14 protein-coding genes and 1 pseudogene are annotated in these 15,852 nt (G+C 46.8%); 4 read left to right on the top strand and 11 right to left on the bottom strand.

Going from position 1 to position 15,852, the window contains the following annotated elements; all coding sequences use genetic code 11:
* Nucleotides 1-369 precede the first annotated feature (369 nt).
* Both DPV68_RS12510 and DPV68_RS12505 read left to right on the top strand, forming a co-directional pair.
* Nucleotides 370-825: a sigma factor gene (locus DPV68_RS12510; protein WP_114167137.1), complete on the top strand. Its 456-nt coding sequence runs from the start codon at nt 370-372 to the stop codon at nt 823-825.
* 4 nt (nt 826-829) lie between these two features.
* On the top strand, nt 830-1,690 hold the full coding sequence (locus DPV68_RS12505) for a tyrosine-type recombinase/integrase (RefSeq protein WP_232819642.1): 861 nt from the start codon (nt 830-832) through the stop codon (nt 1,688-1,690).
* A 122-nt stretch (nt 1,691-1,812) separates the two neighbouring features.
* On the opposite strand, the gene DPV68_RS12500 is transcribed toward DPV68_RS12505, so the two are convergent.
* Together DPV68_RS12500 and DPV68_RS12495 are read right to left on the bottom strand one after the other, a co-directional pair.
* Nucleotides 1,813-2,415: a PIN domain-containing protein gene (locus DPV68_RS12500; RefSeq protein WP_157964191.1), complete on the bottom strand. Its 603-nt coding sequence runs from the start codon at nt 2,413-2,415 to the stop codon at nt 1,813-1,815.
* Complete coding sequence (locus DPV68_RS12495) at nt 2,408-2,908, bottom strand: MerR family transcriptional regulator (RefSeq protein WP_157964190.1); 501 nt, start codon at nt 2,906-2,908, stop codon at nt 2,408-2,410. The genes DPV68_RS12500 and DPV68_RS12495 overlap by 8 nt, the downstream gene beginning before the upstream one ends.
* A 217-nt stretch (nt 2,909-3,125) precedes the next feature.
* Here DPV68_RS12495 and DPV68_RS12490 point away from each other — a divergent pair, with 217 nt between their 5' ends.
* Entirely contained in the window at nt 3,126-5,207 is a 2,082-nt protein-coding gene (locus DPV68_RS12490) for a heparinase II/III family protein (RefSeq protein WP_114167134.1), read from the top strand.
* A 47-nt stretch (nt 5,208-5,254) separates the two neighbouring features.
* On the opposite strand, the gene DPV68_RS12485 is transcribed toward DPV68_RS12490, so the two are convergent.
* From DPV68_RS12485 to DPV68_RS12460, 6 genes are all read right to left on the bottom strand, one after another.
* Complete coding sequence (locus DPV68_RS12485; RefSeq protein WP_114167133.1) at nt 5,255-6,568, bottom strand: trypsin-like peptidase domain-containing protein; 1,314 nt, start codon at nt 6,566-6,568, stop codon at nt 5,255-5,257.
* A gap of 25 nt (nt 6,569-6,593) precedes the next feature.
* Nucleotides 6,594-6,986, bottom strand: a complete 393-nt coding sequence (locus DPV68_RS12480) for a hypothetical protein (protein ID WP_114167132.1) — start codon at nt 6,984-6,986, stop codon at nt 6,594-6,596.
* Between the two features lie 18 nt (nt 6,987-7,004).
* The gene (locus DPV68_RS12475) at nt 7,005-7,358 is read right to left on the bottom strand and encodes a hypothetical protein (RefSeq protein WP_114167131.1); all 354 of its coding nucleotides are present in this window, start codon (nt 7,356-7,358) and stop codon (nt 7,005-7,007) included.
* A gap of 124 nt (nt 7,359-7,482) precedes the next feature.
* Nucleotides 7,483-7,890, bottom strand: a complete 408-nt coding sequence (locus DPV68_RS12470; RefSeq protein ID WP_114167130.1) for a hypothetical protein — start codon at nt 7,888-7,890, stop codon at nt 7,483-7,485.
* Nucleotides 7,891-8,407: 517 nt separating this feature from the next.
* Nucleotides 8,408-9,298: a hypothetical protein gene (locus tag DPV68_RS12465; protein ID WP_114167129.1), complete on the bottom strand. Its 891-nt coding sequence runs from the start codon at nt 9,296-9,298 to the stop codon at nt 8,408-8,410.
* A 151-nt stretch (nt 9,299-9,449) separates the two neighbouring features.
* The gene (locus tag DPV68_RS12460; protein ID WP_114167128.1) at nt 9,450-10,739 is read right to left on the bottom strand and encodes a M20/M25/M40 family metallo-hydrolase; all 1,290 of its coding nucleotides are present in this window, start codon (nt 10,737-10,739) and stop codon (nt 9,450-9,452) included.
* A gap of 99 nt (nt 10,740-10,838) precedes the next feature.
* On the opposite strand from DPV68_RS12460, the gene DPV68_RS12455 reads away from it, so the two are divergent.
* Entirely contained in the window at nt 10,839-11,777 is a 939-nt protein-coding gene (locus DPV68_RS12455; protein ID WP_157964189.1) for a hypothetical protein, read from the top strand.
* A gap of 17 nt (nt 11,778-11,794) precedes the next feature.
* Here DPV68_RS12455 and DPV68_RS12450 read toward each other — a convergent pair.
* From DPV68_RS12450 to DPV68_RS15095, 3 genes and pseudogenes are all read right to left on the bottom strand, one after another.
* Nucleotides 11,795-12,386: pseudogene (locus DPV68_RS12450) on the bottom strand (transposase).
* A 238-nt stretch (nt 12,387-12,624) separates the two neighbouring features.
* Nucleotides 12,625-15,432, bottom strand: coding sequence for an ATP-binding protein (locus tag DPV68_RS12445; RefSeq protein WP_114167126.1), 2,808 nt, complete (start codon nt 15,430-15,432; stop codon nt 12,625-12,627).
* A gap of 206 nt (nt 15,433-15,638) precedes the next feature.
* Nucleotides 15,639-15,852 (bottom strand): hypothetical protein (locus DPV68_RS15095; RefSeq protein ID WP_232819641.1); only part of this gene is annotated, 214 nt, incomplete at its 5' end.

The following is a 15,852-nucleotide window of genomic DNA, read 5'->3' as shown; positions in this document are numbered from 1 at the left end:
ATTATGGATTTTCTATTCATTTTCAAGTCTCTCTTCGATTTAAAATGTAAAAAAATTAATTTTTCCGAGATTAAATATATCACCTTATGACATTTGTTAGGTATATTTATTTTGTTTGTGGTCCTGAAAAGTTGTCGACACCATTCGACAAGCTTATATCCATCTTCCCCCACCCTCCTATAATGGTTGTTATAGAGAAATGGGCGCTAGGTGAAACAACGCCTAGCGCTTGTTTCGTGTTTCCGAGATGTTATACATAACGCTTGCTGTGACGAAACGACGCAGTTGGCGAGGTGCGAAAACAGCATAACAACCATTATGCTGTATCCACCTAGGAAAACCTGAACGCGCGCGAGAAAGCAGCCGACCATGAACGAGATTGACCAACAACTGAACGACTGGGAACCGATGATCTATTACGTGATCCGCCAGCTCCATATCCATCAAAACGAGACCGACGACTGTGCCCAAGCGGCCCGCATCGCCCTCTGGCGCGCCATCTTGGATGGAAAGACCTTGTCGAAGACGTACTGTTATATCCGGGTACGCGGTGCCATCCTCAACCACCGAGCGACGAAGACGAAGACGCTCACGCATGAAGTCTCGAGCGAACGTCTGCCGGAACAGGTCGACCCGGAGGCGATGCCGATCTCACTATGGCTATCTGACAAGCAAAAGACTTTACCAAACCGGCACTACATTTTACTCTGCCATTTGCTTCGTGGCACCGAAGATGCACTCGGCTACTCCCCGAGCCGGCTCCGCGCCTATAAGGCCGAGCTGCACCGGATGCTCCGCGAAGACAACGAGTATGAGGAGAAATAAGATCATGATTCGAATCGATGAGGCGGTCCAGCGACACCTCCAGTTTTTACGACTGACGGGAAAAGCCTCGAACACAATCGACCAGGCCGACTACAAGTTCAACCGTTTTCTCGACATCATGGGCGCAGATAGCCGCTTAGACGACTTCAAGACGCGCCAAGACGTCATGCCCTATATCGACGCGCTACGCGACAAAGCGTGTCAGCCCGTGACAATCAACAACTATTTGAGCGCTTTGCGTGGATTGTACGACTGGGCCATCGCCGAACAGCTCGTCACACACAACCCGTTCCACCAGCTCAGAGTGAAAGTGAACGAGCCCCTGCCGCAAGACGTGCCGTCCCCCCGCGGGATCCTCACCGTCATTGATGCGATCGAGGTGCCGCTCTACCGGACGTTCCTGACGCTCCAGCTCCATACCGGGATGAGGATCAACGAAGTACGGACGCTCGAACTCGACGACGTTGATTTGGACGAACGACGCATCCATATTCGCGAGTCGAAAGCCGGGAAATCACGTACCGTCCCGTTGAACGATATGATTTACGCCATCATGGAGACGTATCTCGAGGACGAGCGACGACGTGTCGACTCATCCCTCGTCTTCCCGTCACTGCGTGGGGGCACCATCTGTAAGACGACGATCAACCGTCATCTGACGAACGCCGCTCGCGATGTGTTGGGCCAAAAGATTACCTCACACAAACTGCGGCACGCCTTCACGACCCACCTGTATGAACAAGGGGTCATGGAGACGACATTATCCGAACTGCTCGGCCATCGCGAGCCGAAGACGACGCGGCGTTATATCCGTGTTAAAGAGAACCATCTACGAAATGCGGTCAATCGACTCAATCTTGACTAATCGAAATGATGCACAAAAAAACCAAGACATTCACTGAGGTTCTCTCTTTGAATCGTCTTGGTTTTTTTAGTTTGATGTTTTGCCACAAATTGAACCGCTTCTCCAAATCGTCAGCCGTTGCCTTATAGTGCTTCCAACTCTTCAAAAAATTCGACGACAGCTGTTTGAAAATCAACATGTTCATGTACCTGTTGATACAACTCTGGAGAAATGGCTACATACCCTTCTCTTCCTGTATCATACAGAACATCCTCATCTAAATCTGTTAGAAACAAGTACAATATGAAATCGCGAACGTTTCGTGTCACAAGAATACCGTCCTGAACTAGAGCAGCACACAGGACGCGAGCGTCAGAAACTTGCAAATGTTGAGGAGTTACCCCGACTTCCGCTCTGATCCGTTCGCCATATTGCGATTTTAGTATCGCGCTCAAGCGACGGAGTTGAACTTCCGCCTTTCGAGAAATCGTTTCTCCGGCGATTTGGCAGTCAGAAATAGCTGCCAAAATTCTCTTTCGTTCTGATTCTTTATGAGGATTATTCGCCAGCAATTGCACCTCGATCTCTGTCTTCGTTTCCTCAGGAATCAGTAGGACCGCGTTCTCATCTTGCTTGATTATCTCCCAAAACCGCCGGCATCGCTCAGACTGTTCTCTCACAGTCCGGTCATCCGATTGCTTACTTAAATCGCGGATGACATTCGTGTCAATCACGTATTTAATCATCGTCTGATGTGATGCCGTCATCAATCGGCTCAGTGAGTGTCGAAGCTAGATGATGGGTCGCTTGCCTTTTATGTTTATACTCCAATATAAGATCTTCGAGATTTTGATGACCGATAAACTGAGCAGACGGAATACGCCATTTACCCTTCCCGTTCAACGTGCGATACGCCTCGATTTCTTCATGCATACACTTTCTGCGTACCATTTGGGGAGAAATCGCAAGCAACTTCCCGACCTCCGCTACAGATAGATATTTCGGAAGCATCTGTACCAAATCTTCAGACATCGTATACTTATTCAATATCTTTTGATCTTGCTCCGTAATGTCTAAGTCAAGCGTTTGTTCATATTCTTTCAGCGCGTTAATCGTTCGGCGAATCGATGCATGTAGTTTGAGGCGGTCACTGATCAATTCAGAAGTCACTTCAATTTTTTTAAGTTGTGAATCTTTTTCGAGAAGCTCAATGATGGCGTGTTTGTAGTCTTTCAACATGTTTTCTCCTCCATTTCGAAACAAACGAAACAAACGAAACAAACGAAACTTAATCATAATATACCCTTTTTACTGAATTGTAACAAGTGTAGACACTACGAGGCTCAACTTCTCTAACCATCCATTCTTCGCATTTTCAATAATAAGGAAACCGATTCTTTTTATGGTATTCTTGAAAAAGAAGTCAATCCAAATCTATAACTATTGAGGGAAATCTATGAAAAAACTAATCACGTTCGCCGTAATCAGTGCGACCGTCATGACAGCGGCGCCCCTACCACCTGCAGAAGCGTCCTCGGCGACCCCATTCCATATCCGGTCCGTCCCGAACGCGACCGTCTATGAACTGAAGAATGGCCGGATCACCCCTGTGACGTCCCATGCGGTGACGAAACGATACAAAGTCGTCCGTCCTTCAGGTTGGTACTTCGTCGCCGTCGACGGCTCTAAACAAATCATGATCAAAAAAAGTGAAGCGAAGCTCCTCCTTGCCTCACCGTTGTCGGCGTCGAGCATGAATTCGACGGCGACGCGTCAACTCGCCCACGACTATGTGAAGACGACGAAACAGCATATCCCGTATGAATACGAAATCATCAGTCCCGAGCGGGCGAAACAGTACGCTGACCGCGCGCTCCGTGGCGACTGGTACATCCAGACGGCACCATTTCGTCTGACCGTGCCAAACGTCGATACGTTCAACTGGCACGTCCCGCCGTCCGAGAGCAACTCGTACCCGTTCCAGATCCACTATTTGACTGTGCTCAACCAATTGACACAGGCGTATAACGATACGGGCAACCTCGCCTATTTGAAGTACGGGGAGCGCGTCATCAAGAGCTGGACGAAGGCGCACCCGGTCGCAAACTATAAACAATTGCGCTGGCCGTACAACGACCATGGGACGTCGATTCGGACGTTCCACTTGTTGAATTTCTGGGACGCCTACAAGAAGACATCGCTCCACAAGGATGCGAACTTCACCGGCCTCCTATTGAAAACACTTCACGAGCACGGGACGCTCCTCGCGACGCCAAGCTTCTATAAGACGTACCATAACCACGGCATCTTCCAGGACATGGCGCTGACCGCGATCGCCCAGACGTTCCCGGAGTTCGACCAGAGCCGCAACTGGCAGACGCTAGCCAATACGCGTCTGCAAACACAAATCACCCACAGCATCTCGAAGGACGCCGTCCATCTGGAGCACTCGCCAGGGTATCAGTCGTATATGTATGACACGTTCGCTCGTTTCCTCGATTGGGCCGAGGCGAACCGGTTCGTCCTCCCACCGAGCATGGCCAATATGGAGGACATGCCGAAACAGCTGACGTACATGCTGAAGCCGAACAGCACGTTGCCGATCTTCGGTGACACGTCGGGCGCCATCCGAACGAAAAGCATCATCCCGGATACGGACGACTACCCGGAGCTCGCCTATGCGCTCACGCGTGGGACTGAAGGCGCCAAGCCATCTCACTTGTTGAAGCGGGTCGGTACCCAGTATAGCTTCATGCGTGAATACTGGTCAGCCCCGCCACGTGCGTTCAATCAGGCGACACAAATCATGATGACGGCCGGTTATCACTCGAGCGCGCATAAGCATCAAGATGATTTGACGATCGACGTCTACGGTCTCGGTCGTGACTTCATCATCGAGACGGGCCGTTACGGCTATACGAACCGCCCTGAGCGACAACACGTCTTCAAGGCCGAGGCCCACAACATCGTCCATCGTGACGGCGAAGGGCTCGACCTCAGCCCGTCGATGCGGGAGAAGAGCCGCATCGTCACAGTGAAGAACACGGGACCGACAAGTCTCGCCATCGGCGAAAGCAAACTGATTGGGAAAGGCGCTACCCATCGCCGCACGCTCGTCTACGACAAGGCGCAGACGCTCGTCGTCTACGATAAAATCACGGGGCCATCGTCAGCGAAATACGTCCAGCGGTTCCATCTCGCCGAAGGACTGAAGCTGCTGAAGAGTTCGATCGCGTCGCAAAACGTCTTATATGGGGATACGAACGATCGGACGGTGCAGCTCATGCAGCTGAATTTGAACGGCACGTCGATGCGGACGAGCACGAGTTTCGTAGCCGTCCGTGACTACGAGTGGAAACCACGGGCGCAAGTCATCTCCTACAATACAGGGAAAGACGTCCGCTACGTGACGCTCATCCGGCTCGACCAGTCAAAGACGACAATCACGAAAGCGAGCGTCAAAGCCGTCGGCACGAACTACGTCGTGACGTATACGCTATCGAACAAGGAAACGAAACAGATGACCGTACCGATGTGAACACAAAACAGGCTGACACCGCGATCAAGCGAGATGTCAGCCTGTTTTCAATTTAACTCATAATACATCGTGTATGCTTGCTGCCGGTAATCATTCAGCGCCAGCCCTGACAATGAAAATGTTGCAACGTAGTACTCTCCCGGGGGAATTGTGAGTTCAATTTCTTGATAATGAAGTCCTTTATCGATTACGTCTTCACTGTAACGGATAGTCTCTCCGTTCGCATCAAACAAACCGAACGCCCAATACTGACCAATTGCATTTTTGGCGTAAGTTCCAACCATATAAAGCGTTGTCCGACGATCCACACGGAACACGAACGTATCAATGTCGTCACGATCATATGTCATCCCTTCAATATAGCCACGTGCATATTGAATCACGTCCGCATCATCAAATTCGTCATTCAACTCTTGCTCTTGCGTGTCCCCTTCTCCCGAGACGACCGGTAAAGAAGGCTGTTGAACGTTCACAATCGTTTCGTTCGTATATTTTAACGATTTCAATTGCGAGACAGGTACGGCATAATTCATGTTTTGCGAATCAATCCGGCCCCATGTCACAACCCCAATCACTTGGCCATACACATCAATGAGCGGTCCTCCTGAATTTCCGTGTGTTACACTCGCGTTAAACTGGAGATAAGGATGTCCACCCTCATATACTTGACGATTACTCAAAATACCTTGCGTGATTGTATTGCTGACCCCTCTCGGACTTCCTAACGCATATACGACCGACCCGGTGCTTCCGGCCGTTGCGACCGGCAGTGGACGAATCGATGTGAGCAGGGGGATATCGAGGACTGCTAAATCAATGTCAGGATCAAAACGTTTCAATTTGAATGTTTCATACAGCGTTCCATCCGCAAAACGGACGCGTGCACGGTGGTTCATTTCACCCGATACGACATGATAGTTCGTGACAACCTCACCTTTTGCTGATACATAACCACTTCCAAACGATGTGACCTGGCCGTTTGCATCAAGCATCTCGACAATTGCCACTGATGGATTGACTGCCTTAAAGGCAGCTTGTGCGTCTAGCACTTTCGGTTTCACGGTAACGCTCACCGTCGATTTTAGCTTCGTTTTTTGAACCGATACCGTAATCGTTGCTTTCCCGACAGCTTTAGCAGTGATTTTTCCGTTTTTAACGGTAGCGATTTTTGCATTTGACGTACTCCAGACGTAAACTGGTTTGGTCACTCCGCTTGCTTTCGCTTTAACTGTTTTAGACTGGCCAACTTGAAGTGACACGGTCTTAGGAGATACGGTTAGACTCGCCGCGGAAGCCGAAACCGGTAACAATGATAACAACATGACAAGAATCAACCCAATGATGAGGCCTTGTTTCTTCACTCTTTTCCCACCTTTTCTTTTTGTACTATCTCACTTCTTTCCGCTCTCGCGGATACGGCAAGCCATGCACCTTCAAGCGTTCGAACTCGGCGTAGAGTTGCCGCTTTTGCTCGAGCATGATTTCGTGGGAGTGCAACGTGGCATAAAAGATGTTTTTGCAGTACCCCCAATATTCGGGATAGTTCGGCGCCCATTTCACGTCGCGCATGTCCTGCATCAATCCCTCAAACTCCGCTTGCGTCGTGTGACGTTTTTTCAACTTCAGTCCCCACACTTTCAACGTTTTACCGTACTCCATTTGTTTGATGATCATCCGGATGAAGAAATACGGCAGCCCGACAACGACGGCCCCCATGACGACGATTGCCAAGCTCCCTAACAGCCACATACCGATCGTGAACAATAGTTGGTTATCCATTTGCTACGCTTCAGCCCCTCAAAAAATATCATGAATCGTTGCTTCTCTTCTCTCACTCGGTCTTCCTTTCGGATACGAAATGCCTTGGACACCCAAACGATCGAATAATTCATAAATCTGTATCTTTTGCTCAAACGAAAGCTCTTTCGAATGGAGCGCCGCGAAGTAAATCTGTTTCGCCATCCCCCAGTATTTCGGACGGTTCGGAATTCCTTTCAACTTGCTCATATCTTCAATTAATTCTGGGAACTCATGTGCCCGAAGCGTTCGATCACGCAAGCCTACATGCCACGCCTCTAATTTCCGAACATACGAACCCTGTAAAATTGCTAGTCCAATGATCACAGCGAAGAATAAAATAAACAACTCCATAACGAACCAACCTCTCAAATCGAATTATCGTGAATCTTGAAACTCTGCCAGAAAACGAAGGGATTTACGTGATACCGACTGATTGTCTATCCATAGACAATCAAGCATCAAACAGTACTTCGAGTTAAAACATATCGACTTTCTTTGGCACGTCCCGACCTTTCGGATAAGGAATCCCTTTCAACTTCAAATCGTCGAACACGTCGAACAACTCACGTTTTTGCTCGAACGACAACTCCCGTGAATGGAGCGCCGCAAAATAAATCGTTTTGCAACGACCCCAATATTTCGGATGGTTCGGCACCCACCAAATCGCTTTCATGTCGTCGAGCAGTTCATGAAATTCCACTTGGCGCACATCGCGTCGTTGCAGATGAATTTCCCATTTTTTAATTTTGAGTGCATAGGAGATTTGAAACGGGATGCTGACGGCGAGGATGAGGAAGATGAGTGGAATGATCATCATCCGTTCGCTCGAGAAAAATAAGACAACGATGAGCGCGATGACTCCGTATTTGATCAGGTGACGCATCGTGCAATACCTACTTTCCTTAATAAAATAATGGCTATATTGATCGTAGCAAGCCTGATGTCACATAGGACATCACATCACAGAAACAGGGAAATGAAATTCTGAAATTCTTCAGATAACATCTCGACAAATGTCGACAAACGATATTTGAAAGGACAACCAAAAAACAGGGTGTCGTGGCTGACATCCTGTTTGGCTTATTGAAAGACATGAAGTTCCTGAATCTTTTCAGTACAGTTCGATGTCACATTCGAACGTCAAACGTTTTAGCGAACGCAACTTCGTGTGTTTTGCTTGATAGATGTTTGTCTGTTAATTGGTAAGATGCGATTCATTTTTTGACACAATGTATTCGCATGTGCGCCAGTGTAAGTATAAGGGGCAGACAATCCAATCATGAGAACCAAAGTGTTTATTACGACAAATAGCCTCGCTTATTTTTAAAAATATGCTATTGCCCTTCATTTATAAATTTCTTCTTCCTTCCAGCATCATAAAACGAGAAAAGAGATTACTCTTACTCCACAATTACTTGAACTTCTAATTGCCCCGCCGGATACACTTTGGGACCATCATAACGTACTGTCGCATTCAATTTAATCGAAGAAACTCCTTTTTGTTTGGCGATGAATCCAAGGCGTCGGTCGTCCCACTCAATCACAGGATTTTTTTCAATGAACGCGTAAGGGGAATAGAGATAATCTCCGTCTACGCTGGCATCATATCGACCTACTCCGATTTTTTCACCGACTTTCATCGTGATGGTCGTTGGACCGATTAGTTGTCTCCCTTTGACGCCGATCCAGTGTTTCGGATTGCCTGCTACGTAACGATCATCTTTTCCAGTTCCCGTTCCGACACGTACTAACTTACCACTCTTCATCTTCAATTGATGCGTGACGATGGAACGACGCATGATGTACAACGTATCATTTTTGATAGTGGCGTTTCCAAAAAAATTACTAGGGGAATCCCCTAAAAGACGAATCTTCTGCCCGTCCGGTGAACCGATGATAATCGGAGACATCACATTCTCCGTATCAAGGCCGTGATATTGTCCAAACACGACTTTGTCATAGCCACCAAGTTTGCCCACCGTGAGAAACTTCATGTTCATCACTTCTAAATACTCGCGCTTGTAAACGACGTTCCACTTCCCGTTATTCCATTCATACACTTTGATGAGATAGTCATCTGCCATATTGGTGAACGTGTCGCGATTAAAGAGAACAACGACTTCTCTCATTTTCGATTTGTTCATTTGAGCGAGCTCATAGGAGTGAACATTATACCCATTTTCTGAAGTGGTTTGAAGTTGTTGAATCAATGTTTCCGTATGACTTACGGCCTCCGCAGGCGCGACTGTCATCACCAAAAACAGGATAAACGCTGCCATCCATTTTTTCATGTGTAACGCTCCATTCATTCATTTTTAAAGTAAATCAATTTTATTGTATCAAGTTGAACTGTGAAATTTTGTTGATTTCCTAACGAATTGGAAATTAGTTTTTCAAATTCCGACTCAATAAATGACAAAAAAGCCCGCCATTTAGACGAGCTCAGTTGAATAAGCGATGGTGAAACCACGCTACTAATAAACGAATCGTATCAAGCGTTGCCTGAACGTCCACTTCTTCTTGGTCAGTGTGTTCATGTTGATAACCAACAGATAAGTTCACTGACGGAATGCCGAATTCTGCAAACACTTTCGCATCACTCGAACCCCCGTATCGTGTCGCTGTCCAATCGCTCATCCCCGCAAGTCTTCCAGCCTGCTCAAACGATTGACCGTATGACTCATCGCAAAAATCAATCACCCCTCGACATCCCGTCACGATATCGCGAGATCCTCGGCGATCTGCGACAATCGCATAGTCCACGTCATGGATAAAACGTCGGTCAATCTCACGCGCACCAAGACATCCGATTTCTTCGTCCACTGTAAAAGCGACTTTGACAGTCCCTTGGAAATCCATCTTAGAAAGTCGTTCTAAACACTCAAGAATAACGACAATCCCTGCCCGGTCATCTGCACCGAGGATACCGTGCGAACTTTTGAGAACCGTCCCGTTCTGAATGATGTCTCGTCCTCTTTCGATACGTGCCACCGTATCCATATGTGCTGACAATAACACGACGGGCCCTTGTCCTTTCGAGAGGATCGCTAATAGATTTCCTCGTTCATCTACATATTGCGTGTCAGTCAATCGTTTCAACTGCAATGCTAGCCGATGACGGACTCTCCCCTCTTTCCCACTCTCACCAGGGACGTTCAACCATGCCATAAGTTGTTTTTGAATCGCACATCGTTCCATTTCGTTGAGTCGTTGTTCATATGTCCCTTTGAGCGTAAGGTGAAATAGATTTGTCGCAATATCAAGCAATCCACGTCTTTCTTCTTCACCAACATATTCAAAATAAACTTCACGACGTCCGAAGCGCAGACGAATCGTCGAATCGGCCGGTACGGTTTCCCGCAACACATGTCTTTGATTTTTTGTAAGTGGCTCCAGCGTGAAAACGTGGGCAGGTCGTTTCCCATGACCGTCACAGCAAGCCTGCGTCAACATCCCAAGTTCGTTCATCCAGCGAACAATCCCCCTAATGTACGGGTCAAATACATGATAGGGTAACGCTTCTGTCTCTGGCTGAAATAAACGTTCACCGCCCATCTCATTCCCGTTAAGATTGTCACTCGTCATACGTAACCATTCCATAATATCCTCATCTGTCGCGTCAGGTTGCCCATGAAGTTGTTGCTCGACGTCCCCGCTCATTCGCTTCAACCATTCCGTTTCTTCACTTGCTGTTTTCAATCCATGACGTGCCAACTGTTCGATTTGATTCATTTCATTCAGCCCCTTTTTTGTTGTTGAGCTAAATGTACCAAGTCCAGTGTGACACCTTGTCACATACCAGCTGTCGTCTTATGATGAAAGAAACATTGATTGAAACGAGGGGAAGTCATGGACGAGACGGGTTATCAAGTCGAACTGATTCTTAAAAAGAAAATGATGGGAGCTTCGTTTGAAGAAAAAGAACAACTGCGTGAACAACTCGTAAAGCTCTATGTGCAGCAAGCCGAATACTTCAAACTATCGGACCAACCGAACTACAAGGTCGCTCACCAATACTTAGAAAAAGCGCTCCGTTTGAATAGACGACACCCTATCGCAAACTACCGTCTCGGTTATATCGAATATGTAGACGAAAATTGGTCCAAAGCAATCCATCATTTGAATCTCGCACTAGATGGGACTGACCTCGAAGCGATCAGTGAGGTTCAATATACACTCGCCCATATGTTCCTCGTCAACTGCGGCATCGGACTCGCACGTGAATCGTTAGAAGAGATTGAATTTAAGGAGTTGCAGCACGGCCAAGAGGAAGAGAAAAAAATTGAACAGTATCGAAACACATTGAATGTGCAAGAAGAGGGATTGTTCGATCGTCTTTACTATCGAAAGATGCAGCAGGGCAAAGAGTCCATTCTTAGCGAACAAGCATTTCGCGAATATAAACCCGCCCAAGATGAAATCGTGCTGAAAAGTGCAGAAGACGGAATGGCACTCCTACCGCCCGATAGCTTGCCGATTCCTTTACGACCGAATCAGTTTTATACGCTACTTATTTTGATGACGCTAAAGCAAACCACGTATCTTACTTTACAAGAGCATTTGACGGAACTACTCGGTCAACAAGTTAGCTATGATAACGTCAGGCAGTTAATCACACGACTCAAGCGACATGTCCCGCTGTTTAAATCGCTCGTCGACTCAGGCACAATCTTCTCACCTGACGGGTCACGCATAACTCGATTCCAACCTTCCCCCGATTGGCGTTTGACCGTGCTTTGTCGAGCGGATCAGTTTATGAAGATCGAGTGATTGCATATGACGGTTTGTCAAATTAAGCGCAACACTTCCTCGGTGAAGACCTCGTGTGCACTTTTCCAACCGAGGCGCTTTCTCGGCCGCCCGTTGCCACGACGAGTACGGGTCGGCGAAATACATCGGCACGCCCCCTCCATTGAGGCCGCGGTGCGGTCCGCGATCGGCAGGGCGAGATAGAACCAGCTCTTGCGCTCGAGGAACGTCGCGGACACAGGCCTTCGATTTCCCTCGTCCGGAGACGACGGTGTCGAGCTCCCAGTGCCCTAACGTCTGGCGACCCTTGACCTCTAGCGGCCGTTCCGAGATGGTGAATCCGACGTTGGTGCGGTCGACGATCTGTTCCGGGGACCAGGTCGCCCGCAGCTTCTCGATGATTGTCCGGCGCATCGTGTCGTCGAGCTTCGTGGCGCCACAACGGGTCTTCGCCTTCTCGTAGCGCCTCTGCGCACGTCCCGATTCGTAGTCGGGGTTCCGTTTGATTTTCCGCGAGACGGTCGAGAGCTGTCGCCCGAGCCGTCTCGCGATGGACCGGATGGACATCCCGAGTTCCAGATAGGTCTCTATTTTCACGCGTTCCGTTGTGGTAAGATGGGTGTAGCTCATGATATTTCCTCCGTCTGAATGTGTGTTGTGGTGACTTCATTCTACACGAGGAAAGCGTCATGGGCTTTTTTGTGTTCACTTTTGGGTGTTGCACTGAATTTTATAATTCATCTCACATAAAAAAAGCACCCTGAGCCGCGATGGTCAGGGTGTGTCAAAGGAATAATATATATTTGAAAATAAAAATCAATCCTCCGACATTAGCTTCGAAGGATTGATTTCTGAATCGCGTATTAGATTAACGTACGACGATTTCTTTGTCAGCGGCAACTTTGTTACCTGCTGCATCTGCGCCCGTGAGAGCTGAAGCTGCAGTTTTGACTTTGAGCGAAGTGATTTCAGTAGAATTCAATTTCGCAATATACGTATCAGCAGCTGGCGTAGCACCAGGTACTGTGATCACTGACGAAACTTTAATATCACCAGTGTTGAATGCTCCACTGTTATTTGCATCGATGTAATAGAAATCATCGCTTGCATCTGATAATGCTCCAGTATTGAGAAGTGCATTAGCAGTTACGACATATTTACCTGCTTCAGAACCAACACCTGAAGTGAAGTTTAATTGTGCCGCGTTAATGTTAGAACCATTTACTGTTACTACAAAATCACTAAGAACTGCTGCTGTTGCCAGTGTTTCATCGAACCCAAGTGTTACAGAACCATTTGTGTTCAATACTGCAGAGTTCAACACTGGTGCAGTGTTATCAACGATTGAAAGAGTCTTCACGAATGGCTTGTTAACAACACCACTTAAGTTTTGTACTCCATCAACAGTGAATGTTGCAGCTGTATCAGATTTAGCAATCGAATCTGTATCAGGAAGATCAATTGTGACTTCATCGCGATCAGCATTTAACGTGATAAGTGTTCCAGCTGGAAGCGGCTTACCTCCAAGGGTATAACGAGCTGCATCAGTAGCAGAACCTACAACAGCACCACCTTTTACAACTTGCCCAAAGTCAATTGTAATGTTATTAGATTTATTGTTTGTGCTAAGAACTTTAGTAGTGTCAATCACAAATTCTGATTGTGTCGGAGCTCCGAAATCAACTGTCTTTGTTACAGCAGCTGATGTATTTGGAGTTTGTGCGCTATCAGAAACGAAAGCACTTGAAATCATGAATGTGTATACACCATCCAATGCAGTAGCAGCATCAAGTTCAAGAGTCGCCTCTTTAGCTCCTGCAGCTACAGCTGGTTGAGCAGTTGTAGTTTCGAAGAATCCAGCTGTTACATCGACGCCGTTCTTATCGATGACTTTAACTTTAGATTCATCAAGACCACCTGGGATAGCAGCTACGCCTTCACTGAACTTGAACTTGATTCCTGTAGTAGCGCCCGAAGCGTTGTTGACTTTCTCAGCAGAAAGAACTACTGGAGCTACTTCATCTTTAGTCAACGTAACAGCTTTTGTTACCGCTGCAGATGAGTTTCCAAGCGAGTCATTGATTCCAGCAGCTACAACTACTGTAAGAGTGCGTGACTTAACTTGTGAGTAAAGAGCTGAAGATACAGGAACAATGAATTCTTTATCCATTGTAGTTGCGCCAGCTGTAGCAGTTGTAATAGTGCCAATTGCTACGTTAGAAAGCAACTCGTCTTTAACAGATACTTTTGATTGAACGTCAGCAAGACGAACAGACTTGTCAAAGATAAGTTTGATCTTGTTATCGCCGTAAGGCTCTACAGCAGCAACCATTGGAGCAGCAACGTCTTTAGTTACAGTGAATGATTTGTTAACAGTAGACTTGTTGTTCGCACCGTCAGTCAAGTTAACGATTTCTACCGTATGTTGTGCAGATGCATCCAATGACAAACCAGTCAATGTTGTTGTCTTGCCTGAAGCAGTAGCTCCAACAACAACACCATTTACTTTGATTGGCGTACCAGCGAGAATCGCTTCAGAGAAAGTGATTGTTGCTGATGTCGCTGAAGTTCCAGCTGTAACAGCCTCGACTTTAGCGATTTGAGCGCCTTCAGTGTCTTCGATAGTTACTACACCAGCGTAGAGCGGGAACTTATCTTGAGAATCTTTAATTTTCACGTTTGATACTTTAACAGCAGTTGTAGTTTTAGTTGTAACTGCAGTTCCGAGTGTCAACGTTACAGATTGACCATCAGCGTTAAGTGATGCTCCTGTTACAGTGTTGTTGTCTACTGAGTAGTTAGCTGCATCTTCAGCAGTAGCTTTATCAGCCATCTTAGTGAAGTTAACTACTAATTCACTAGCGTTAATCGCCTTAACTTCTTTAACCATTGGTGCTTCAACAACAAAGTTGACAGCTTCAGTCTTCACATCGCCAGAGCGAAGGATGAATGAATGGTTACCAGCAGGAAGGTCTTTAGCAGACGCTGTTGCAACACCGTCTTTAACTACTGCGTCGATTGCGATTGCTTTCGACTCATCTTTACCTGGGAAGATTACGAGTTCAACTTTCTCGCCATCTTTAAGGTTTTTCACGTTAGCAGTTACTGAGAGAACGTCGTCTTTAACTTCGCTCTTCACTTCAGTAAGTTCTACTTTCGTTGCAACAACTTTGTACTTAACAGTTTTCGTAACTGATCCGTACGCTTTGTTTGCGTATGTGAAACGTCCTTCGAATTCGCCAACTTTGTCTGTTTTGAAGCCAGAAACTGATACAGGTTTATTGTAGAGGATACCGTCTGCAAAGAGAACTGGTTGAACGCGGAGACCAGAAGCTGGAACACCTTGCTCGAGGACGATTTCGCCTTCAGGTTGGATGTCTTGTGCGTAGTTCAATACGCGAACGCGCTTCTCAACACGGATGCCTTGGCCTTTAACAAAACCTTTGGCAGTTTGGAAGACGCCAAGTTTGTTCATGTCGACTGAAGACTTGTACCAGTGGATCTCGCCACCGTTGTATTCTTTGTCGAGTGTCGCGTCAAGGTTACCTGAGCGAACGTAGTCCGATGAAAGACGTACCGTTTGTGTTGCTGCGTCTGCTGTAATTGCAGGCGCTACTGCTGATGCTGCTACTGCGAACGCTGCCGCTGCAGTAACGAATTGTTTCTTCTTAGCCATCTGATGTAAATCCTCCCTTAGGTAGATAGGTTTTTCTACCGTCCTTGCCCAGCCGATCTCCGTGCCGTGTCGAGTATCCATAACGAAAGAATAAAGTACTAATGATTATGTAACTGACCCTTCCAAAGACCGAACGTTCTCCCCCGGTAGAAGCTTTTTCAAGAAATAAATCTTGAACAATTTACCAAGACTGTTCTTGGAAAACCTTACATCCATAATATACATAACCCTTCCAAACGACACAAGCGTTTTTTTTTGTAAAAATGGCAACGTTTTTGAATTTTGGAGTTTTTAATTAAATTCACTTTCTCGTTTACCGTTTTTTTAAATGTCGAATTTAGTCGTATTTTGTTGATTTCACGCGATTTAATGACATTTTGGAGGTTAATGTCATTTAAATTACATTTTAAACCATTTATT

The sequence above is a fragment of the Exiguobacterium sp. TNDT2 genome (assembly GCF_003331145.1).
Lineage (GTDB): Bacteria > Bacillota > Bacilli > Exiguobacteriales > Exiguobacteriaceae > Exiguobacterium.
The sequence above is the reverse complement of the archived record's forward strand: the minus strand, read 5'-3'. Positions and strand labels throughout refer to the sequence as shown.